The organism is Flavobacterium hydatis (genome assembly GCF_000737695.1).
Classification (GTDB): Bacteria; Bacteroidota; Bacteroidia; order Flavobacteriales; family Flavobacteriaceae; genus Flavobacterium; species Flavobacterium hydatis.
Window position 1 is genome coordinate 129,212 of the sequence record NZ_JPRM01000027.1, and the last position, 22,828, is coordinate 152,039.

The window sequence follows — 22,828 nt, forward strand, 5'->3', positions numbered from 1 at the left end:
GGTTAAAAACTAGACTTAATAATGTCTTTTAGTTCTTTATCTAACTCTGTATTTGATATTTTATTTTCCTCTAAATCAAAATTAGCATTAAAACTCGGCAATGAAAAACTTGCTTTTATCTCAGTACCATAACGAGGGAACAATTTTGTGGCAATTTCTAAAACCGAAGCTCCACCTCTAGCTCCTGGCGATGTAGCTAATAGTAACATTGGTTTATGCTGAAAAATATCTTTCTCGATACGCGAACACCAATCAAAAACATTCTTGAAAGCAACTGAATAATTCCCGTTATTTTCTGCCATAGAAACTACCAAAACATCCGCTTCTGCTAATTTTCCTAGAAAAGCTTTTGCTGTCGGATGCTGTCCTATTTCTTTTTCGACATCTACACTAAATAATGGCATAGCAAAATCATTTAAATCCAGGACTTCTACGTTGGCATTACTAAATTGATTTGCAGCATATGTTGCCAGTTTTTTATTGATGGAATGCTGACTATTACTTCCTCCAAAAGCTATTATTTTCATGTTTTTAGTTTTAAAGATTTACTCTATTTCTAAGATTTCTTTTTTTATTTCTACTGAGTATTCGTTGGGGTAAATATTACCTCCATATGACCTAGCATATACCTTTGTAAATTCAGCTCCAAAATACAGAATAATTGCCGAATAATAGACCCAAACCAGAATTATTATTACAGAACCTGCCGCCCCATAAACCGATGCTGTTGTAGAACTTCCTAAATAAAATCCTATTCCAAATTTTCCAATCATAAAAAGCACTGCAGTACAGCTTGCCCCAATAAAAGCATCCTTCCATTTTATAATTCCATCTGGTAATGCTTTAAATATAATTGCAAATAGCAAGGTAATACTAATCAAGACAATGAACAGATTTACTACATTAAACAAATAAACCGTGCTTTCTGGAAAATATAGCTTTAAACGTTCGCTCATTAAATCCAGAATAGTACTTACAAAAAGACTCACAAGCATTAAGAATCCTACCGATACTATCATTGAGAATGACATTAAACGATTCTGAACAAACTTCTTAAATCCTTTGTTTGGTTTGGCTCGCAATCCCCAAATAAAATTAATAGAACTCTGAATTTCGGCAAAAACCCCCGATGCTCCTATTAACAACATTCCAACTCCAAAAACTGTTGCAAAAACATTACTTCCTGAAAGCTGCACATTTTTTATTGTTTCCTGAATTTGTATTGCGGCACTATCTCCTACTAATCCGTTTATCTGACCATAAAGTTCTCCCGCAACAGCATCTTCCCCGAAGAACACTCCACAAATGGTAATAATTATAATTAACAAAGGTGGTAGGGCAAAAATGGTATAATACGCCAATGCTGCACTTAATTTTATCGCGTTATCATCGTTAAACTCTAAAACTGTCGTTTTTAACAAATACCACGACTTGGATATTATATTTTCCTTTTTCACAATACTTTTATTAATATTTCTCTCAAATATAAGCATTTAAAAAAAACAAATATATTCTCATATTCCGCGCAAATGTTATAGTTTACCCATCATTACCCCAGATTGTAGTGGAAAGCATTTTGAGAGGAAAAGCAATTTTTTGTTACTGTAAAAAAGCGACCAGCGGAAGCTCTTTTTATAGTATTACAAAAAAGGTTTTACTGAAAAAGCTGGAAACGAAAAGCTGGAAATAGGTTCTGAGAAATTAAAATTTAAAACCATTAAGACATTCAGTTTCATTAAGACTTAACTTCTCTAAGTTCCTTAATCATAAAAACAAAAAAACTGCTGAATCTCTTCAACAGTTTTCCTTTTTACATATTTAAAATCAAGCTATTTTGAAACTTTTTTGAATTCTTGCTGATATCCAAAATTCTTTAATTTCAAGACGCTTTTAAATTCTCTACGAGTTGGCTTAACCACAAAAGAAGTGGAATCTAGTTTTTGTGATTTAATAGCTGTAATTGAATCTAATTTTTCCAAATCATCCATTAAAAGAATATTATTAATTCTTAATACGTCATTCTCTATTGATAAAATCCTAACAGTCCAAAAAATAGAATCACGCTTGTTTAAAACCAATTTACCATCAATTCGTTTTGCTTTATTATAATATGAAAATCTAAATAATGTGTCGATTTTTTTCTCTTCCAATTGTATCGAATCGCCTTTATAAATCATATCATATTTCTGATTTGTATCTTTTATTATTAATTTCCCATCTACAATATCATACTTCCTTTTTAAAGAATCTAATTCTCGTTTGTGAATCATAAGATTATAATACCATTCGTACTGCACAGTATTTTCATTAATTCTTAAAAATGTAGAATCACTATTCATATACAATCCCTTAAACTTGTTAGGAAACCTATCCAACTCAGAATCATTAATCGGTTGTGGAGCTTCAAAATACAAAGTAAAGGCATCAGCAGGTGCAGCATCAGCTTTTCTACAAGATGATATAACAATTAATATTCCTAAAATTAGACTGATTTTTTTCATAAGTTCCTTTTAGTCAGTTTTACCAAAATTCAAGCCAAATGTTAAAAAAATCAAAACAAACACAAAAATTCTTTTCACGCGGATTTTACAGATAAAGTGGAAGTTAATTACTTAATGGTAAAAAGCAATCCCTTTTAATTTTAAGCATAAAAAAAACTGCTGAATTTCTTCAGCAGTTTTAGTCTATTCTCTTATTTCTTTATTCTATTCTCTAAAGAAAATTACACGTTAAAACGGAAGTGCATTACATCTCCATCTTTTACGATATATTCTTTTCCTTCTACTTTAAATTTTCCAGCTTCTTTAGCTTTAGCTTCTGAACCGTAATGAACGAAATCTTCGTATGAGATTACTTCGGCACGGATAAATCCTTTTTCGAAATCTGTATGGATAACTCCAGCAGCTTGTGGTGCAGTAGCTCCGATATTGATTGTCCAAGCACGAACTTCTTTTACTCCTGCAGTAAAATACGTTTGTTGTTTCAATAATTTATAAGCAGCACGAATTAAAACTGATGCTCCTGGCTCTTGTAAGCCCATATCTTCTAGAAAAACCTGACGCTCTTCGTAGCTTTCTAATTCTGTAATATCCGCTTCTGCTCCTACTGAAAGTACAATAACTTCGGCATCTTCATCTTTTACCAACTCACGAACCTGATCTACATATTTGTTTCCGCTTACTGCTGAATTCTCATCAACGTTACAAACATACAATACTGGTTTTGCAGTAATTAACTGAAATGACTCCATTAAAACCTCTTCATCATTACTTTGAGGTGTAATCGTACGAGCCGATTTAGCTTGTAATAATGCCTCTCTGATTCTATCTAAAAGTGCTTTTTCTGTCTGCGCTTCTTTATTTCCTGTTTTAGCTGCACGATTTACTTTTTCTAAACGTTTTTCAACAGTTTCTAAATCTTTCAATTGCAACTCAATATCAATTGTTTCCTTATCACGAATTGGGTTTACATTCCCATCTACGTGAACAATATTATCATTATCAAAACAACGCAAAACGTGAATAATCGCATTACACTCTCTGATGTTTCCTAAAAATTGATTTCCTAATCCTTCACCTTTACTTGCTCCTTTTACCAAACCTGCAATATCTACGATATCTACAGTTGCCATTTGTACGCGTTCTGGTTTTACCAATTCTTCTAATTTTTCAATTCTTGGATCTGGTACGTTTACAACACCAATATTTGGCTCGATTGTACAAAACGGAAAGTTTGCACTTTGTGCCTTTGCATTTGATAAACAATTAAATAATGTTGATTTTCCAACATTTGGTAATCCTACAATTCCTGCTTTCATATGTAGTTTCTATTTATTTTTATTTGCAGCGCTTCAATTCTGCTGAAATTTATGTTCTCGCTTTTAAAAGTTTGCAAATATAAGATTTAATACTTCGTTGCCGAACAAAAACTGCTTATTAATACACTTTTGAATAAACTCTTAAAAAATTTTAAACATTATATTAATATTTTGTTAAAAAACATTACTTTTAACTAAACATCTAACCAAACAACAAAACCAAACTTAATTAATTATGAAAAAATTTACAGTATTAGTATTTATACTAAATATTACATTTCTTTTTGCTCAAAAAGAAATCAGCGGCGTCGTAAAAGACCACAATGGCGTAGCGCTCCCTGGGGTAAACATTATGGAAAAAGGAACTAACAATGGAGTATCTACCGACATACAAGGCGGTTACATTATTAAAGTTAAAGAAGGTGCTGTATTAGTTTTTAGCTATGTTGGGTACACTAATACCGAAAGAAACGCTACAAATGGCATTATTGACATTACTATGAATGAAAACGGTGGACAAACCTTAAAAGACGTTGTAATTGTTGGCTCTAGAAACACTAAAAGGACAGTTGTAAACTCAGCCGTACCCATTGATATTATTAATATAAAGGATGTTACTACGCAAAGCGGAAAACTGGAAATTAACCAATTACTGCAATACATAGCCCCATCTTTTAATGCTAATAAACAATCTGGTTCTGATGGTGCAGATCACGTAGATCCGGCTTCTTTAAGAGGTCTAGGTCCTGACCAGACTTTGGTTTTGATAAATGGAAAAAGAAGACATCAATCTTCGCTTGTAAATTTATTTGGAACTCGCGGACGTGGAAATACAGGAACGGACTTAAATGCAATTCCTGCTGCTTCTATAAAAAGAATTGAAATTTTAAGAGATGGCGCAGCTGCCCAATATGGTTCGGATGCTATTGCGGGAGTTATAAATATTGTTTTAAACGACAATATTGACGAACTTAACGGTTCGGTTACTTACGGGGTTTTTAACACTAAAGCCAAAGGTGATTTTCTTCCCGGAACTCCTAACACCAAAGGATATCGTTTGGATCAAAACGGAAATGGAAATTCGTATGGAAAGAATCAAGATTTTGATGGTGGTTCGGTAAAAGTTGCTGCCAATTATGGTGTTGCCATCGGAGAAAAAGGTGGTTTTGCTAATTTTACTACTGAATACATCAATAAAAACAAAACACTCCGTCCTGCTTACGATTTTAGAAAAGGTTTTGGAGATGCTGCAATTCAGAGTTTTAATCTTTTTGCAAATATTGCCCTTCCAATCTCGGATAAAACAGAGTTCTACGCCTTTGGAGGAAGAAATTACAGAGATACTGATGCTTATGCATTTACTCGTAATGATGGTGAAAGAGTTGTAGAATCTATATATCCCGGTGGATACACACCAAGAATTACATCGAATATTATAGATAATTCTTTATCGGCAGGATTTAGAACTGAAACTACTGGTGGCTGGAAAATAGACATTAGCAATACGTATGGAAAAAACCTTTTTCACTATTACATAAAAGGAACTTTAAATGCTTCCCTACAAGCTGCTTCTCCAACTGAGTTTGATGCCGGAGGTCATACCCTTACACAAAACACTACTAATTTTGATTTTTCAAAAAATTATGATTCTGTACTTAATGGATTAAACTTAGCTTTTGGGGCTGAATATCGTACTGAAAATTTTACCATTTTTGCTGGCGACGAAGGTTCTTACGCTACTTATGACACTAACGGAATTCCGATAAGAGATCCTGCGAATCAAAGCGCTCCGATAGATCCAATTTCTGGTAATCCAAGACCTGGAGGTTCTCAGGGTTTCCCTGGCTACAGCCCACTAAATACAGTTGATAAAAGCCGTACCAACCTATCTTTATATACTGATGCCGAACTAGATATTACAGACGCTTTCTTAATTAGTGGTGCAGTTCGTTTTGAAAACTATAGTGACTTCGGTAGTACTCTAAATGGTAAACTAGCTATGCGCTTAAAAGCGAGCAAAAATATCAACTTTAGAGGTTCTATAAGCACAGGATTCCGTGCTCCATCATTGGCACAAATTTATTACAATCTACATTTTACAAACTTTAATGCTGGTGGAGCAACAGAAGTTTTGCTTGCGCCAAATAACAGCCCAATTACCCGTGCGTTTGGTATCCAAAAACTAGATGAAGAAAAAGCATTAAACGCCTCTTTGGGGTTTACAGCAACTTTTGGTGATTTTACCGCAACAGTCGATGGTTATTATATAAAAGTAAAAAATCGTATCGTACTTACAGGTTATTTTGATGCAACTGCACTAAACATTGGTGTATCTGAAGCTCAATTTTTTGTAAACGGTGTAGATACTAAAACAACTGGATTGGACTTAGTTTTTGCATGGAAGAAAAAGTTTGGGGAGTCTCTATTTAGTGCAACTCTGGTAGGAAACATAAATGACATGAAAATTGACAATATAAAAAATGGTAATTTACCCGAAGAGACTTTTTTTGGAAGACGTGACAGAGCATTTTTATTAGCTTCGGCTCCTAAAAATAAATTTGGCTTGAACTTAAATTATGCCCGTCATAAATTTGACGCAGGCTTAGCTTTTACTCATTTCAGCAAAGTTGTTTTAGTAGATTATGGTGATGAAGATGATACCTATTACCCAAGAATTGTAACAGATTTAACCGTAGGATACCAACTAACTAAATCATTAAAATTAAGCGTTGGTAGCAACAACTTATTTAATGTTTACCCAACAAAACAAGATGAACAAGGAAATACTGAAGCTGGCGGATATTGGGATGCTGTACAAATGGGTTTCAGTGGAGCGTATTACTATGCCCGACTTGGATTTACTTTTTAATCTAAAATATATTATAATAAAAAATCCTGAGCATGCTCAGGATTTTTTATTTATAGATCTTTAAGGAAAGCTACATTTTAAACTCTAAAGAACTTATTATTTCTTTTTCTTTGTCTGTAGCTGTAAACCCAGAAATATCCCAATATTTGGTTAGAATTTTATTCTTTTTATTAAAGAGTGTTTTTTCTTTAAAAACATCACTCTCATTATAGGTAAAGTTTTGTTTATTGAAATTGGTTGTTATAAAACTATTCCTTACCTGAATATTCTTGACTTTATTATCCTTCAAAACAAGATTGTAAGCTATTTCTTCATTTGAATTTAATAAATAATAATCAGCTCCATCTATCCTGTAACTCACTTTTATAAATGACCGTGTAATATTTTTAGAACCCACTGCTGGTTTTTCTTCTCCGCTTGGAGTTGATGGATTTAAAGAACAAGTAAATCCCATTATTACCTTTCTTTTATGATCATAAGTCACCTCAAAACTATCCATCTCCTTCTTAGTCTTATCCAACGGGGTAATGCTCATTACATAATAATCTTTATTACCAGGAAATCCTTTTATAATAAAATCATATTCTTTTTTTGCTTTTGAATCTAAAATAGGTTCAAGATAATCCAGATTAGAATAGTTCTCCATGATATCATTCAGGTTATATCCTTTTAAATCTGCACTTACATCCTTTTCTATTAAACCATAAGAACGGTTTTGCTCTACTAATAATGTGGTAGTTGCTTTTTTATTTTTTCCTGTAAATTGAAAGTTTACTAACCCATCATTATAATAAGAGTATTTATCATCGAGTATAAAATATTCTCTTACATACACCTTAAGTCGATAGGGCATCGTGAGTCTTTTTATGGAATTAGAAACAATTTTCTGAAGTATTTTTTGTGGAGACTCTTTAGAAACAACAATCTCTGTCAGTTTGTTTTTCTTGTTTTTTAAATAAATCACAAATTCATTCTCTTTTAAAGCTATCCAACGAGTTGTTAAGCTCTCATAATTTGTCTCGGAAGTCTGAATATTTGAAGCACCGGTTAACATAAAAGTTACTTTTCCTTCTTCATTACTCATTAAAACTTGTTTGGTTTTCATTATAACGACCATTGCATTTTCTATAGGCAACTGCGTTTCTATATCCTTTACTATAATAGAATATTCTGTATTTTGTGCAGAAATACTAACATTAAAAAATACAATAAATAGAGGTATCAGTCTCTTCATAGGCTTACGTTAAAAATTTAACCGTTATAAAACTACAAATAAAACATTAAAAACCAATAGAATACATAAAAAAAGGTATGTATAAAAAAAAATCCTGAGCGTAAACTCAGGATTTCATTTTATATTTAAAATCTAAAAAGACTTTATATTTATTCGTTATGTAAAAACGCTTGTCTGTTTAATAACGTTTCTTCATCTTCTACATGATTATCATCTGGTACACAACAATCTACAGGACATACTGCAGCACATTGTGGTTCATCATGAAAACCTTTACACTCTGTACATTTTCCAGGAACGATATAATAAACCTCGTCAGAAATAGGAGTTTGAGCATCATCAGCATCAACCTCGGTACCGTCTGGCAAAATTACTTTTCCTTTTAAAGCTGTTCCATCTTTGTATCTCCAATCATCAGCACCTTCATAGATTGCTGTATTTGGGCACTCTGGTTCGCAAGCCCCACAATTGATACATTCGTCGGTAATAATTATCGCCATTGTTTTTTAGTCTTAAAGTTAAAAGTCGTAAAGTTTTAAAGTCAAAAAAAAACAAAAAAATCATTATTAGCTTTGTATCACTTAATGACTTTTGACTTTCGACTTATTTATCCTTATTTTTGTGCAAAATTACAATCAAAACTATTCATAAACAAATTACTTATGTTACAAAACGAAAAAAAACAATCTTTTATAGAACTAGGCAAATTTTTGAGCCAATTTTCCGAAAATGATTGTAAAAAAGATAATAATGTTTTAAGTAATGACTTGTTTTTTGATGATTTCATAAAACTAATTCACTTGTCTCAATCACATAACGGTTGGTACACACCTGAACAAGTTTTTTTTGCTATTCAATCATGGGCCAATGCTTTAACTGAAGAGAATATAAACAAATGGCTTTCGGCTTATTCTTTTGATGCTGTTCAGGGAGATAAAAACATAGCCTTAATTCTAGCAGGAAACATTCCGCTGGTAGGTTTTCATGATTTTCTATCTGTTTTAATTACAGGACATAATGTCTTGGTAAAAACATCTTCTAATGATCAATACTTGCTTCCTTTTTTAGCCAAATATCTTATTGCAATCAATCCAGATTTTGCTAATAAAATCACTTTCGTAGAAGGAAAACTAGAAAATTTTGATGCCGTAATTGCTACAGGAAGTAATAATACAGCACGTTATTTTGAATATTATTTTAAAGATAAACCTTCGATTATTCGAAAAAGCAGAAACTCTGTTGCTGTTTTAAACGGAAAAGAAACCAAAGAGCAACTTGTGGCTTTAGGCGAAGATATATTCAGATATTTTGGTTTAGGATGTCGTAACGTTTCTAAATTATTTGTTCCTGAAGGATATAAATTTGATGCTTTTTTTGAAGCAATCTTCGAATATCAGGATGTTATTCATTATGAAAAATATGCTAACAATTACGACTACAACAAGGCCGTTTTCTTAATGAGTAATTTTAAATTACTTGATAATGGCTTCTTAACTTTAAAAGAAGACGTAAGTCACGCCTCTCCTATCTCAAGTGTTTTTTACGAAACTTACAATAACATCGAAGATTTAAAACAACGATTACAAGCTGAAAATGAGCAAATTCAATGCATTGTAAGCGATAACTTAATAGAAAACAGTATTTCATTTGGAAAAACGCAAACTCCTGATTTGTGGGATTATGCAGACAATATTGATACTATATCGTTTTTGTTAATAACATAAGTTAAAATTTCATAATTATTGCGAATAATTTAACGACTTTTCGAGCGCTATTCACGAAATTTGCATTTCTAAAAAAAATTGGAATTTAACTACACCATGAAAAAACACAACTACAGCGCAGGACCTAGTATCTTACCTCAAGAAGTTTTTGAGAAAGCATCAAAAGCTATTTTAAATTTTAATGACTCAGGATTATCTATCCTAGAAATTTCGCACCGAAGTAAAGATTTCGTTGCTGTAATGGAAGAAGCTCGTTCCCTTGCTTTAGAGTTATTAGGACTTCAAGGAAAAGGATATCAAGCCCTGTTTTTACAAGGTGGCGCAAGTACAGCATTCTTAATGGCTCCTTATAACTTGATGAAAGAAAACGGAAAAGCAGCTTATTTAGATTCAGGAACGTGGGCAGCCGCAGCTATAAAAGAAGCAAAAGTTTTTGGAGAAACTATTACTGTAGCTTCGTCAAAAGAACAAAATTATAATCATATCCCAAAAGGTTACGAAATACCTGCTGACGCAGATTATTTTCACTGTACAAGTAACAATACCATTTTTGGAACTCAAATGAACGAATTCCCTGCAACAAATGTTCCAGTGGTTTGCGACATGAGTTCTGATATATTTTCTCGCGTTTTAGATTACTCTAAATTTGATTTAATTTATGCTGGAGCTCAAAAAAATATGGGTCCTGCAGGAACTACTTTGGTAGTTATCAAAGAAGATATTTTAGAGAAAAGCGGACGCACTATTCCTAGCATGTTAGATTATGCAAAACATATTAAAGCAGAAAGTATGTATAATACTCCTCCTGTTTTTGCAGTTTATGTTTCTTTACTAACATTACAATGGATTAAAAATAAAGGTGGTGTTGCAGCTGTTGAAAAATTAAATGATGCAAAAGCAGCTTTGCTTTATGCCGAAATTGATAGAAACCCTTTATTTAAAGGTGCTTCAGCGGTTGAAGATCGTTCTAAAATGAACGTTACTTTCTTATTAAACAATCCTGATCATACGGCAACATTTGATGCAATGTGGAAAGAAGCTAACATTTCTGGTTTACCAGGTCACCGTTCAGTTGGTGGTTATAGAGCATCTATTTACAATGCAATGCCAATAGAAAGCGTTCAGGTATTGGTGGATGTAATGAAAGCTTTAGAGTCTAAAGTTTAATCGGTTAATTGTTTAATCGCAATTCCTATTGAATCTGGAAACCCTAGCCCCGATAGAAGTGGAAATCCTTTTTGTTTTTTCTTTAAAAACAAAAAAGATTGCAACGAATAGCGGGATTAGCTCCTAAACAAAAAAGAAAAATTAATATTGAGGATGAGATTACTTCGTTCCTCGCAAAGACATAAACACAAAATGAAAGTATTAGCAAATGATGGAATTTCTAAAAGTGGAATTCTAGCCTTAGAAAAAGGTGGATTTGAAGTTATAACTACAAAAGTGGCTCAGGAACAAGTTGCTAATTTTGTAAACGAAAATAATGTAGACGTAGTTTTAGTGCGTAGCGCAACTAAAGTACGTAAAGATATTATTGATGCTTGCCCAGGATTAAAAATTATTGGTCGTGGTGGTGTTGGTATGGATAACATTGATGTTGAATACGCAAAAAGCAAAGGAATTCATGTAATTAACACACCAGCTTCTTCATCTGAATCTGTGGCTGAATTAGTTTTTGGACACTTATTTAATGGAGTTCGTTTCTTGCACGATTCTAACAGAAATATGCCTCTAGAAGGTGATACAAACTTTGATGGTTTGAAAAAAGCTTACGCAAATGGTACTGAATTAAGAGGTAAAACTCTTGGTATTGTTGGTATTGGCCGTATTGGTCAAGCTACTGCAAAAATGGCTCTTGGTTTAGGCATGAGAGTTATCGCTGCGGATAGTTTTATCCCTAAAGTTGATGTTAAAGTTGAATTCTTTGACGGACAATCGATAACTACAACTATCGTTTCTCAATCATTAGAGTCTTTATTTAAAGAAGCTGACTTTATTACTTTACACGTTCCTGCTCAAAATGGTTATATCATCGGTGAGCAAGAACTTGCTATCATGAAAGACGGTGTAGGTATTGTAAACTGTGCTCGTGGTGGCGTTATTGATGAGGTAGCTTTAGTTAAAGCTTTAGACTCTGGAAAAGTTGCTTTTGCAGGTTTAGACGTTTTTGAAAGCGAACCAAAACCAGAAATGGCAATTTTAATGCACTCTAAAATTTCATTAACTCCGCATATTGGAGCCGCGACTGGAGAGGCACAAGACAGAATTGGTACAGAACTAGCTTCACAAATTATTACTCTGTTGAGCTAAGTAATTAAAAAATAGTTTAACTTTAAAGGGATTTATTACAGTTTGTAGTAAATCCCTTTCTTTTTATTAAATTTGTCGTCTAATCTAAATGTAAACATCATGTTTGAGCAATTAACCCAATTAGTGCAACAATACAGCGGCAGTGCTGTCGTAAACAATCCCGCAGTTCCTAATGAACAAAATGAAGCTGTAATAAGCGAAACAAGTAATTCTATTTTTGCAGGATTGCAAAAAATTGCTTCGGAAGGTGGTACTGAACAACTCGCTAGTTTATTTAGCGGAAAATCACCTATTGACAGTTCAAACCCTGTTGTGCAACAAATAACACAACAATTGTCTGGTAATCTTGGAGAAAAATTTGGATTAAGCAGCGAAGCATCTAATGGTGTAGCTAGCGGAATGATTCCTCAAATCTTAGGTTCTCTTGTAGGAAAAGCAAAAGACTCAAGCGATAGTAGTTTCCAGATTTCTGATATTATTAGTGCTATTTCAGGTAACGGCGGACAAGCTTCGGGTATCATGGATGCAATTTCAAAATACGGAACTCAATTTGGTTTAGACCAAAATGGCGACGGTAAAGTTGATATTAGCGATGCTATGGAATTAGGAAATAAAAGCGGTGGCATTGGAGGTTTACTTGGTAAACTATTCGGAAAATAGGTTTCTAGGAAGGTACTGAGGCAATAAGGTTCAAAGAGACAAAGGTTTCTTGGAGAGGTGCAGCGCAGTTCGCTTAAAGGTTCTAAATTAAAAAATAATCAAAAGCTGTTTACATAAATGTAAGCAGTTTTTTTTGTAAGTATGTTTCTTGAAATTTTACAACCTTATTAAAAATGCAATACTATGCTGTGTCTCTAAATATTTTAGACGCACTACGGTGCGTCTCTACAGAAAACCTTTGTGACTTTGTAACTTTTAGACGCACTGCGGTGCGTTTAAACAGAAAAACTTTGAACCTAAATATTATGCAACCCAACAAAAAACCTCTGTCCCTTTGAACCTTAGTAACTCAGCACCTTCCTAAGAACCTTTTAGACGCACTACGGTGCGTCTCTACAGAAAACCTTTTGAACCTAAAATTATACATCCCAACAGGAAACCTTTGCCTCTTTGAACCTTAGCACCTTAGCACCTTAGCACCTCTTTTCAAAAAACTGTTAAATAAAAAAAGCCTTCGCTGATTTTTTTGTAAATTTATATTTCAATTTTTTAAGCCATGAAAAATAGCATCTACATATTACTTGTTCTATTTGTTATTGTAGCTTGTTCTACTAAAAAAACAAGTGTTGCTGTTACCAAAAAACCAGCGACATCGGTAAATGATACAGTTCGTATTGTAAACGATGATTTAGAATACGAAGTCATAATAATAGACAATGGATTTAGTACCTGGTTAGCTTCAGTAGCATTACCTCGAAATTATTATTCACAGGCTTATCTTGAAAATAAAAACCAACAATATGTACGTGAGTGGAATAACAGGGTTTCGCAACCACAACGTTTTAGTCCGAACCTGTACGAAATGAGAATTGATTATGAGCCAACAATTAATTATGGATACGAGGTAAATTACTTAATTTACAACTACATGATTTATTTTCAAAATACTTACAAACAAAAGCTAGCAGGATATGTCCCATCCCGATAATGTTACTATATTTGTAATCATTATAAATAAAAATGAATAAATTAAAACAACGTTGGGGGATTACTTCTAATTTTCAACTCACCATCATATTTATTGTATTTGCTATAACCGGCTCTACTTCGGCATGGTTATCTAAGCCTTTTTGTGTTTTTTTAGGAATTACAAAAGAAGATTTCGGATTTTGGTTTACCCTTATCCGCTTAATAATCATTTTTCCTATCTATCAAGTATTACTTGTAGCAATAGGTGCCATTTTTGGGCAATTCCGTTTTTTCTGGAACTTCGAGAAAAAAATGCTTAAAAGTATGGGGCTAGGCTTTTTGTTTAAAGAATAATATCATTCTCAATACGCTTATCTTTCTTTTGGATAAAATAAGTATAAACCCAAGTCAGCGTAAATGATGGGATAATATCTGTAAACGGAAGAATCTCTTCTACAAAAGTCAGGATACCAGCTACTTTTCCTACTCGACCTTTATACATATAAGTCATTAAAAAACCCGCTAGTGGCGCCCAAATAACATCGGCAAATTCCCCTAAAAAAGGAATTGTAAAACTCACCATTCCGATTGCATCAAAAAGCAATCCTAATAAAAGTTTTTTTGTTCTCTCGTCTTTCACAAGTGTTTTTTCTTCCATTTTAATATCTATTAAAACCTGAGTTACTTCAAATATAATTCATTTTGAACAGATTGTCTATTTATTTTTCCATCAATAAACGTATCGTTCCGTAACCATTAATCAAATTTCATTCCTAAAATCTTCAACATCAAAAAAGATATATTGTATCCATTCCAATTTTCGCAATTTACTTTTACCAAAAAATGTTCCTAAAATTCTGTTACAACACATTTTTATATCGGTAGAATCTTTGTTTCTTTGTAAAAACAGTTTCGTAATGATAAAGGCAAAAAATATACATAAATTCTATGATCAACTTGAGGTTTTAAAAGGAGTTGATTTGCATATAAAAAAAGGAGAAATTGTTTCTATAGTTGGAGCTTCTGGAGCAGGAAAAACAACACTTTTACAAATTTTAGGAACATTAGACAAACCCGAAAGAAATAGTGAATCATCTTTAACCATTAACGGCGAAAATATTTTAGCACTTCAGGATGTAGAAAAGGATAATTCTAAACAAGAAAAAAGACTTCGAATTGTTACTTGGATAGGAGGAATTTACGCTGTAGTTTTAGCAGTATACTTATTGTTTTTTAGATCAAAAATAGAAAATGATTTACTAGGAACAGTCACCTTAGTAGCAATGCTTTTACCAATACTATCACTATTTATTTATTACTTTAGATATTTTAACGGAAAGAGTAAAAAAGATAAAACATTGTCTGAGTTTAGAAATCTGAATTTAGGTTTCATTTTCCAGTTTCACCAGCTATTACCTGAATTCACAGCATTAGAAAACGTTTGTATACCCGCTTTTATCTCTAATAAACCCAAAGCCGAAATAGAGAAAGAAGCTAAAAGACTTTTGGAATATTTAGGTTTATCACACAGAATACACCATAAACCAAATGAACTTTCGGGTGGAGAACAACAACGTGTTGCCGTTGCCAGGGCTTTAATCAACAAGCCCGACGTTATCTTTGCCGATGAACCATCAGGGAATTTAGACACCCATTCTGCCGAGAATTTACATCAATTGTTCTTCCAGCTTCGTGACGAATTTGGGCAAACTTTTGTTATCGTAACCCACAACGAAGAACTTGCTAATATGGCCGATAGAAAACTAGTAATGGTCGATGGGCAAATAATATCCTAAAATGATTTTAATTCTTTTAAGCTGGATTTATATTCTTTTCACAACCATAAATCTTGGTTTAGGAACTGATAAGATTCTGCGATTAAAGAATTCAAATTTTATAATTCTCTCTATTCTAGGTCTTTTTACAACAACAATTCTTGCGAGCATTTGGGCTGTTTTTGGTAGGATAAATATTGAATTTCAAATTTTCTTATTAGTAATAAACATTGGAACGTACCTAAGATTAAAAAATGATCTCAAAGTTATTTACACCAGCTTTTTTAAGGAATTACAATCCTTAGACAAATTATTAAAAATAGCTTTAATTATTATTACCGTTTTAATTTTAGCTCAATGTGCATCAATTCCTTACATAATAGATAATGAATCTTATTATATCCAAACCATTAAATGGATTAATGAATATGGTTTTGTAAAAGGTCTTGCCAATTTACATCTTTTTCTTGCCCAGACAAGTGGCTGGCATATTACCCAAAGTGTATTTAATTTTTCATTCTTGTATGATAAGTTCAATGATTTAAGTGGTTTTTGTCTTCTCTTAGGGAATATTTATGCCATTTCTCATCTCAATTATTATTTCAAAAATAAAGAAATTAATTACCTAGTTATCGGATTACTACCTTTGGCAAATCTTTTCTTCTTTTCTTTTATTAGTTCTCCATCTCCCGATTTGCCTATTTATATCTTATCGCTAATTGTCTTTTTTAGCTTCTTAAATAGTTATAAGAATGTTGATATTGGGACATTTAACACTATTTTTATTCTAGTCATTTTTGCGATATATATTAAAACAACAGCAATTGCACTTTTCTTAATTGTGCTATTATTATTTATAAAGCATTACAAACTTTTAATTCCCCAAATAGCAAAACCTTTAAGTATTGGATTACTTGTTTTTTCTTTATTTTTAATAAAAAATACCATTATTAGCGGATATCCTTTATTCCCTATAACACTAAATATATTTCATTTTGATTTTCAAATCCCTGCTTCAATGGCACATTTTTATTATGATGAAACTAAACGAGCAGCTTTTTCGATTACACAAAATGAATTTGACAATATGGGTGTATTCGAAATCTTTAAAACATGGATTTCTAGACCTGCTCTGCACGGATTCTTTAATAAAATCATTGTATTACTGCTTATAATCATGCCTTTTTTCATCTTTAAATTTTTCAATAAAAAAGCATTCTGGATTCTATATGGTGTATTTATTTTTCAATTAATATTGCTAATATTATCTTCGCCACAATATAGATTCTTCATGAATTTTATATTGTTATTTTCATTTCTAATAGCAAGTCTTATTCTTAATAACAGAAACAGGATTATTCTCGCGCTTTATATTTCATTATTAATTCTGACATTTATTGTAATCATTCCAATTAATTTAAAAGCATTCACAACCAATACTTTTTTAACGAGTAATAGTACTTTTTCTATAAACAACATCTTTTACCCATATAAAAATTCCAAATTTAGCGCAGATTATAAACCTGTATCAAATGGTAATTTACAATACAACTCTCCTGTAGATAATTCTTTCTTCTGGGGAACTGGAGACGGGGTAATACCTTGCGTTAACGAAGAACAGATTAAATATTTTGAGACTTATTACAAGATAACACCTCAAATGCGAACAACTAATTTAAAAGATGGCTTTTACGCCAAAAACATATCAAATGAATCAAACTGAGCTTAAAGATTTCCTTGACGAAAAAGTCATTCAATATAACAATCAGGATTTTATAGAAAGTGATCCTGTACAAATTCCGCATTTATTTTCGCAAAAAGAAGATATCGAGATTGCGGGTTTCCTGAGCGCTACAATTGCTTGGGGAAATCGTAAAATGATTATTAAAAACTCACACCAAATGATGGAATTAATGGGTAATACACCCTACGATTTTATCATGAGTCACAACGATGAGGATATAGCAAGATTAGAAAATTTTGTACACCGTACCTTCAACGGAAAAGACTTTGGCAGCTTTATAAAAGGATTGCAACACATTTATAAAAATCATGGTGGCTTAGAAGCTATCTTCTCTAAAAATCAGGAAAAAGATAGTTTACAAAAAAGCATTCATGAATTTAAAAAAGCATTCTTTGAGATTGATCATTTACAAAGAACCCAAAAACATATTTCTGACCCATTAAACAATTCGGCAGCCAAACGCATTAATATGTACCTAAGATGGATGGTTCGCCAAGACACAAAAGGAGTCGATTTGGGAATTTGGAAAAATATTTCGCCTGCAAAACTTTCTTGTCCACTTGACGTACATTCTGGAAACGTAGCTCGCAAACTAGAATTGCTTTCGCGAAAGCAAAACGACGGTAAAGCACTGGCAGAACTAGATTTAAATCTTCGAAAAATGGATCCGCTTGATCCAGTAAAATACGACTTTGCTTTATTTGGACTAGGCGTTTTTGAAGGCTTTTAATATTGATAATTAGATTGTTATACTATTAAATCATCAGATGATTCTAAGAATTTAGTGAACTAACCATGATTTTAATGTACCTTTGCACAAAATTTAATGCAAATGAGCACTTTCGAGACATTCAATCTTCCTAAATCCGTACAAAAAGCAATCGATGAATTAGGCTTCGTTACGCCTACTCCTATCCAGGAAAAATCCTTTTCTGTAATTATGTCCGGTCGTGATATGATGGGAATTGCACAAACCGGTACAGGTAAAACATTTGCCTACTTATTGCCTTTATTAAAACTATACAAGTTTACTCCAACCAATACACCAAAAATTGTAATCCTTGTTCCAACACGTGAATTAGTAGTTCAGGTTGTAGAAGAAGTAGAGAAATTAACCAAATACATGTCGGTTAAAACATTAGGTATTTTTGGTGGTGTAAATATAAATACACAAAAAAAAGCTGTTTACGAAGGAATCGATATCTTGGTGGGAACTCCAGGAAGAACTATGGATTTAGCTCTAGATGCAGTTGTTCGTTTTGATGAAACTCAAAAACTAGTTATTGATGAGTTCGACGAAATGCTTAATCTTGGTTTCCGTACACAATTAACAGCGCTTTTGGCGATGATGAAAACCAAACGTCAGAACATATTGTTTTCTGCAACAATGACAGATGAAGTTGATGCGGTTTTAAATGACTTTTTTGATTTTCCTGAAGAAGTTACCCTTGCAGCATCTGGAACTCCATTAGAAAACATTGAGCAAATTACGTACAATGTTCCTAACTTTAATACAAAAGTAAACTTACTGAAACACTTATTACAAACTAACGAAGACATGAGTCGTGTCCTTGTGTTTGTAAACAATAAGAAGATTTCGGATATGCTTCATGACCGTATCGAAGAAGATTTTGAAGGTCAGTTTGGAGTAATCCACTCTAATAAATCACAAAATTACCGTTTGAGTACGATGGCTTCTTTCCAAGAGGGAACGCTACGCGGACTTATAACTACCGATATTATGGCGAGAGGTTTAGATATCTCTAACATTACTCACGTTATAAACTTTGAACTTCCTGAATTTCCAGAATTATATATGCACAGAATCGGTAGAACTGGTCGTGCCGATGCAACAGGAACTGCAATAAGCTTTATCACTCCACGTGAAGAAGAGTTTAAAGTAGAAGTAGAAGTTTTAATGAACAGAGAACTTGATATTGCTGATTTCCCTGAAGAAGTAGAAGTTTCGATAAAATTAATCGAGCCTGAAAAAGACAGACAACCAGTTAAGTTCTTGATGAAAAAACAAAAACTTGATGGTGATGGCGCTTTCCATGAAAAAGCAAAAAAGAATAAAAAAGTCAACTTGGGAGGTCCTTCTAAAACTAAAAAGAAAACGCACGGATCTGTTAACAGAAACATGCTAAAAACAAGAGATAAGAAAAGAAAAGATAAGAATAAGTAAATCATTTAGGTTCAAAGGTTCAAAGGTTTCTCTATCTTGTGCGTAAAATATAAAAGGCTCAAAGATGTAAAGTTTCAAGTTATTAACTTAATTCTACATCTTTGAGCCTTTTTTTACTTAGAATCTAAGTATTCAGTCGCAGTTTCAGTATTAAGTAATCTCATTTTGAGGCTGAATACTGAAACTGCGACTGATACTATTACTAAGAACTAGTTAAAAACCAAACATACAGGCGCACACAACTCAATTCTCTTTCCTGTATTTGTAAGTTTTCCTGTTACTTTGTCTCTTTTAAAAACAACAATATTATTTGTGTATTGATGTCCTACCAAAAGAAATTTTCCTGTAGGATCAATAGAAAAATCTCTAGGTCCTTTTCCTAATGTGCTTACTTGCTCTACTAATTCAATTTTTCCATTTTTAAGAATTTTATAAACTGAAATATTATTAGCATCTACACGATCTGATACATATAAAAATTTACCGTCTGGCGAAATTTTAATAGCTGCAGCTCCTGTTCCTCCCTTAAAATCTTTAGGTAGAATACTTGTCTCAGCAATCAATTTCAAACTTCCGTTTTTATCATAACTAAACGTAGTTAAGGTAGCGTCTAATTCCTGAATTAAATACACAAATTTCCCGTCTTTACTAAAGGTTAAGTGTCTTGGACCACTTCCTGCTTTTACATCAACACTTCCTTTTAGAGTAAGAACTTTATCTTTCGACTTTGGATTGTAATTATATATAAAAACTTTATCAAGACCTAAATCATTCGATAAAACATATTTCTTGTCTGGCGAAAAATAAACCATATGCACGTGAGCACCTTCTTGTCTTTGTGGGTTAACTCCTTTTCCTGTGTGCTGAATCACTTGTTTAGCTTCCGAAATTCCTTCGGCAGTCTTTTTAAATACAGAGATGTTTCCTCCAGAATAATTAGCCGTAATTATATTTTCTCCATCATTAATTAAGTAACATGGATCTGCTCCCATTGCTTTTTGCTTGTTCAAAAAAGTAACCTTTCCTGATGCTGGTACATATCCAAAAGCACTTACTGTACTTTCTGCTCCACTTTCGTTAACAGCATAAATAAATTTATTATCTGCGGAAACCGATAAATAACTTGGACTTACGGTACTTTCAGACGTGTTTTTTAACTTCGATTCACCCGAATTGGTATCGAATTCATACACATAAATCCCTTTGCTATCACAACTATTAGTATACGTTCCTACCAATAAATTAACTTTGTTTTGCGCCTGAATTCCTGTAAAGAATGAAATTAAAAGCAAAACGGCATACGATTTTTTCATTTGACTATTTTATTTGTTTTTTATCGAAAATAGAATCTCCTTCATGATTACTTTTGTAATATCTGAATCATGGCAATTTCCTACTTTAAAATTTAATTGAAACGCTAAAATACATAATATCCTTATATTGGTTAGGATTTATTTACTGGTTCGAAAAAATATAACAACATCAGTAAAAACTGATTGTAAATTTGTATTTTTGACAAACGAAAAATTCAATGAGCTCCATTGGAAATAAAATCAGTGAAGTAAACTAAACTTTAGAATGCATTTTAAACATCCCGAAATTTTATACTTTCTGTTCTTATTGATTGTTCCTATCTTGGTTCATTTATTTCAATTACGCCGCTTCAAAAAGTCTTATTTTACCAATGTTAGACTTTTAGCAAAACTCTCTATTCAAACCCGAAAAAGTTCTAAAATCAAGAAATGGCTTTTATTAGCTTCACGATTATTACTACTTACCTGCCTTATTCTTGCCTTTGCTCAACCCTATTTTACAGCAAAAGACAGCAAAAATGCGAATAACGAAATGTATATCATTCTTGACAACTCGTTTAGTATGCAGGCAAAAGGAAAAAAAGGCGAACTACTAAAACGTGCCGTTCAGGAATTATTAGAAAATACGCCCGAAAATGCTCAATTTTCTTTACTAACTAACACTGAAAATTATTGGAATACCGACATAAAATCAGTTCGTAACTCATTACAAAGTCTAAATTATAGCGCGACTCCTTTTGAGCTTGACAATATAATAGCAAAAGTTAAAGCTCGCAAATCTGCCTTTAAAAAAGACATTATTATTATTACAGATGCAGTTGGACTGAACGAAAAACAATTAAAAAATATTAACTCCGAAGATGCTCCTTATTTTATAATTCCAAAAGCAGAGCAAAAAAACAACGTGGCGATTGATAGTGTTTACATCAATCAGACATTAGATAACTTTTATGATATAGGCATTAATTTATCTGGATATGGGGAGGATTTCAAACCTATCTCTATGTCTTTATTCAACAATGGAAAACTAATCGCTAAGACTATTGTAAATTTTGACACCAAAAAGAAAAAAGTCAACTTTACCATTCCTAAACAAGCTTTTCATGGTTATGTAGCTATTGAAGACAATGGTCTAGAATATGACAATAAATTGTATTTCAGCATTTCCGACCCTAAAAAAACCAACGTTATTAGTATAGGAGATCCTGCAAAGAGCAATTTCTTATCTCGAATTTATACATCTGAAGAGTTCAATTACCATAATTTTGACATCCGTTCGCTGGATTACAATAGTCTGGACAAACAAGATGCAATTGTCTTGAATGAGCTAGAAGAAATTCCGCAAGCATTACAAACCACTTTAAAATCCTTTGTATCCAAAGGCGGCAACGTTATTGTTATTCCGTCTGAGAAAATTGCTGTTGCCAATATGAATTCATTTCTGTCAAATTTTGGCAAAGTACAAATGGGGTCACTTGAAAACAAAGAAAAACTGATTACAAAAATCAATTTTGATCATCCTATATTCTCAGGTGTTTTCGAAAATAAAATTAAGAACTTCCAATATCCAAAAACTAAGAGTTCATTCCCCATTACAAGTTCTTATTCCGCAGCTTTATCTTATGAAGATCAAACTGCTTTTTTAACTTCGATACAAAATCAAGTTTCGGCAGTTTCAATTTTTTCAGCACCTATAAACAGTATTAATTCTAACTTTCAGCAATCGCCATTAATTGTACCTATTTTTTATAAAATGGCACAAAACAATCAGAAATCTGGAATAATTGCCATTACAATTGGTAATAATCAGCCTTATTTTGTTGAAGCCTTATTATCTAAAGATGCAATCCTGGAAGTACGAGGAACTGATGAACAATTTATTCCGATTCAGCAGATTTTAAATAACAAAGTAAAAATCGTTTTCAACGATTATCCTGAACAAGCTGGTAATTATACCATTTATAATAAAAAAGAAGCGTTAGAAAACGTAAGTTTTAATTACAAACGAAGCGAAAGCGATTTAGGCCAAGTCAATGCAAATCTAGTTTCTGACTACAAAACTGCCGATACGATTTCGACTATTTTTAACACCTTACAAACTGAACGAACTGACAATCAAATTTGGAAATGGTTTGTTATCTTTGCACTGTTATTTTTAGCATTAGAAATGGCAATTATCAGGTTTGTGAAGTAATTTTTTACTATTAAGAAAATTAAGTTTTTCCTTT

19 protein-coding genes and 2 pseudogenes are annotated in these 22,828 nt (G+C 32.5%); 13 read left to right on the top strand and 8 right to left on the bottom strand.

Features of this window, described 5'->3' with window-relative positions:
- Positions 1-2: 2 nt before the first annotated feature.
- The 4 genes from IW20_RS16740 to ychF all read right to left on the bottom strand — a co-directional run bounded on the left by IW20_RS16740 (position 3) and on the right by ychF (position 3,817).
- Entirely contained in the window at positions 3-527 is a 525-nt protein-coding gene (locus tag IW20_RS16740; protein ID WP_035624842.1) for an NADPH-dependent FMN reductase, read from the bottom strand.
- 18 nt (positions 528-545) lie between these two features.
- Positions 546-1,457 carry a YihY/virulence factor BrkB family protein gene (locus IW20_RS16745; RefSeq protein WP_035625019.1) on the bottom strand — a complete coding sequence of 304 codons (912 nt, stop codon included), beginning with the start codon at positions 1,455-1,457 and terminating at the stop codon, positions 546-548.
- Between the two features lie 372 nt (positions 1,458-1,829).
- Positions 1,830-2,501 carry a hypothetical protein gene (locus tag IW20_RS16750; RefSeq protein ID WP_035624844.1) on the bottom strand — a complete coding sequence of 224 codons (672 nt, stop codon included), beginning with the start codon at positions 2,499-2,501 and terminating at the stop codon, positions 1,830-1,832.
- A gap of 221 nt (positions 2,502-2,722) precedes the next feature.
- A complete protein-coding gene (gene ychF / locus IW20_RS16755) occupies positions 2,723-3,817 on the bottom strand; it encodes a redox-regulated ATPase YchF (protein WP_035624847.1) in 1,095 nt (364 codons plus the stop codon).
- A gap of 235 nt (positions 3,818-4,052) precedes the next feature.
- Between ychF and IW20_RS16760 the strand changes: the two genes are divergently transcribed.
- Positions 4,053-6,686, top strand: coding sequence for a TonB-dependent receptor (locus IW20_RS16760; protein WP_035624850.1), 2,634 nt, complete (start codon positions 4,053-4,055; stop codon positions 6,684-6,686).
- A 70-nt stretch (positions 6,687-6,756) separates the two neighbouring features.
- Here IW20_RS16760 and IW20_RS16765 read toward each other — a convergent pair whose 3' ends face one another.
- Positions 6,757-7,920, bottom strand: a complete 1,164-nt coding sequence (locus tag IW20_RS16765; protein ID WP_035624855.1) for a hypothetical protein — start codon at positions 7,918-7,920, stop codon at positions 6,757-6,759.
- Positions 7,921-8,069: 149 nt separating this feature from the next.
- On the bottom strand, positions 8,070-8,420 hold the full coding sequence (locus tag IW20_RS16770) for a 4Fe-4S dicluster domain-containing protein (protein WP_035624858.1): 351 nt from the start codon (positions 8,418-8,420) through the stop codon (positions 8,070-8,072).
- A gap of 162 nt (positions 8,421-8,582) precedes the next feature.
- Between IW20_RS16770 and IW20_RS16775 the strand changes: the two genes are divergently transcribed.
- From IW20_RS16775 to IW20_RS16800, 6 genes are all read left to right on the top strand, one after another.
- Positions 8,583-9,644, top strand: coding sequence for an acyl-CoA reductase (locus tag IW20_RS16775; protein ID WP_035625021.1), 1,062 nt, complete (start codon positions 8,583-8,585; stop codon positions 9,642-9,644).
- A 96-nt stretch (positions 9,645-9,740) separates the two neighbouring features.
- Positions 9,741-10,811 carry a 3-phosphoserine/phosphohydroxythreonine transaminase gene (gene serC, locus IW20_RS16780; RefSeq protein ID WP_035624860.1) on the top strand — a complete coding sequence of 357 codons (1,071 nt, stop codon included), beginning with the start codon at positions 9,741-9,743 and terminating at the stop codon, positions 10,809-10,811.
- Positions 10,812-11,003: 192 nt separating this feature from the next.
- Positions 11,004-11,954 carry a D-2-hydroxyacid dehydrogenase gene (locus IW20_RS16785; protein ID WP_035624864.1) on the top strand — a complete coding sequence of 317 codons (951 nt, stop codon included), beginning with the start codon at positions 11,004-11,006 and terminating at the stop codon, positions 11,952-11,954.
- Positions 11,955-12,053: 99 nt separating this feature from the next.
- Positions 12,054-12,614: a hypothetical protein gene (locus IW20_RS16790; protein ID WP_035624866.1), complete on the top strand. Its 561-nt coding sequence runs from the start codon at positions 12,054-12,056 to the stop codon at positions 12,612-12,614.
- 556 nt (positions 12,615-13,170) lie between these two features.
- A complete protein-coding gene (locus tag IW20_RS16795; protein WP_035624869.1) occupies positions 13,171-13,602 on the top strand; it encodes a DUF6146 family protein in 432 nt (143 codons plus the stop codon).
- 32 nt (positions 13,603-13,634) lie between these two features.
- The gene (locus IW20_RS16800) at positions 13,635-13,937 is read left to right on the top strand and encodes a DUF6787 family protein (RefSeq protein WP_035624872.1); all 303 of its coding nucleotides are present in this window, start codon (positions 13,635-13,637) and stop codon (positions 13,935-13,937) included.
- Here IW20_RS16800 and IW20_RS16805 read toward each other — a convergent pair.
- Positions 13,927-14,241: a hypothetical protein gene (locus IW20_RS16805; protein ID WP_035624874.1), complete on the bottom strand. Its 315-nt coding sequence runs from the start codon at positions 14,239-14,241 to the stop codon at positions 13,927-13,929. The genes IW20_RS16800 and IW20_RS16805 overlap by 11 nt on opposite strands.
- Before the next feature lie 259 nt (positions 14,242-14,500).
- On the opposite strand from IW20_RS16805, the pseudogene IW20_RS26735 reads away from it, so the two are divergent.
- From IW20_RS26735 to IW20_RS16825, 5 genes and pseudogenes are all read left to right on the top strand, one after another.
- Positions 14,501-14,746, top strand: a pseudogene (locus tag IW20_RS26735) (ATP-binding cassette domain-containing protein); the annotation flags it as partial.
- 183 nt (positions 14,747-14,929) lie between these two features.
- Positions 14,930-15,379 (top strand): annotated as a pseudogene (locus IW20_RS26740) (ABC transporter ATP-binding protein); the annotation flags it as partial.
- A 1-nt stretch (position 15,380) separates the two neighbouring features.
- Positions 15,381-17,081: an LIC_10190 family membrane protein gene (locus IW20_RS16815; RefSeq protein ID WP_035624879.1), complete on the top strand. Its 1,701-nt coding sequence runs from the start codon at positions 15,381-15,383 to the stop codon at positions 17,079-17,081.
- Complete coding sequence (locus IW20_RS16820) at positions 17,068-17,832, top strand: TIGR02757 family protein (RefSeq protein WP_035625023.1); 765 nt, start codon at positions 17,068-17,070, stop codon at positions 17,830-17,832. The genes IW20_RS16815 and IW20_RS16820 overlap by 14 nt, the downstream gene beginning before the upstream one ends.
- A gap of 102 nt (positions 17,833-17,934) precedes the next feature.
- A complete protein-coding gene (locus tag IW20_RS16825; protein ID WP_035625024.1) occupies positions 17,935-19,287 on the top strand; it encodes a DEAD/DEAH box helicase in 1,353 nt (450 codons plus the stop codon).
- A gap of 209 nt (positions 19,288-19,496) precedes the next feature.
- On the opposite strand, the gene IW20_RS16830 is transcribed toward IW20_RS16825, so the two are convergent.
- Entirely contained in the window at positions 19,497-20,600 is a 1,104-nt protein-coding gene (locus IW20_RS16830) for a lactonase family protein (RefSeq protein WP_035624883.1), read from the bottom strand.
- Positions 20,601-20,865: 265 nt separating this feature from the next.
- Here IW20_RS16830 and IW20_RS16835 point away from each other — a divergent pair, with 265 nt between their 5' ends.
- The gene (locus IW20_RS16835) at positions 20,866-22,794 is read left to right on the top strand and encodes a vWA domain-containing protein (RefSeq protein ID WP_035624885.1); all 1,929 of its coding nucleotides are present in this window, start codon (positions 20,866-20,868) and stop codon (positions 22,792-22,794) included.
- The last annotated feature ends 34 nt before the right edge of the window (positions 22,795-22,828 follow it).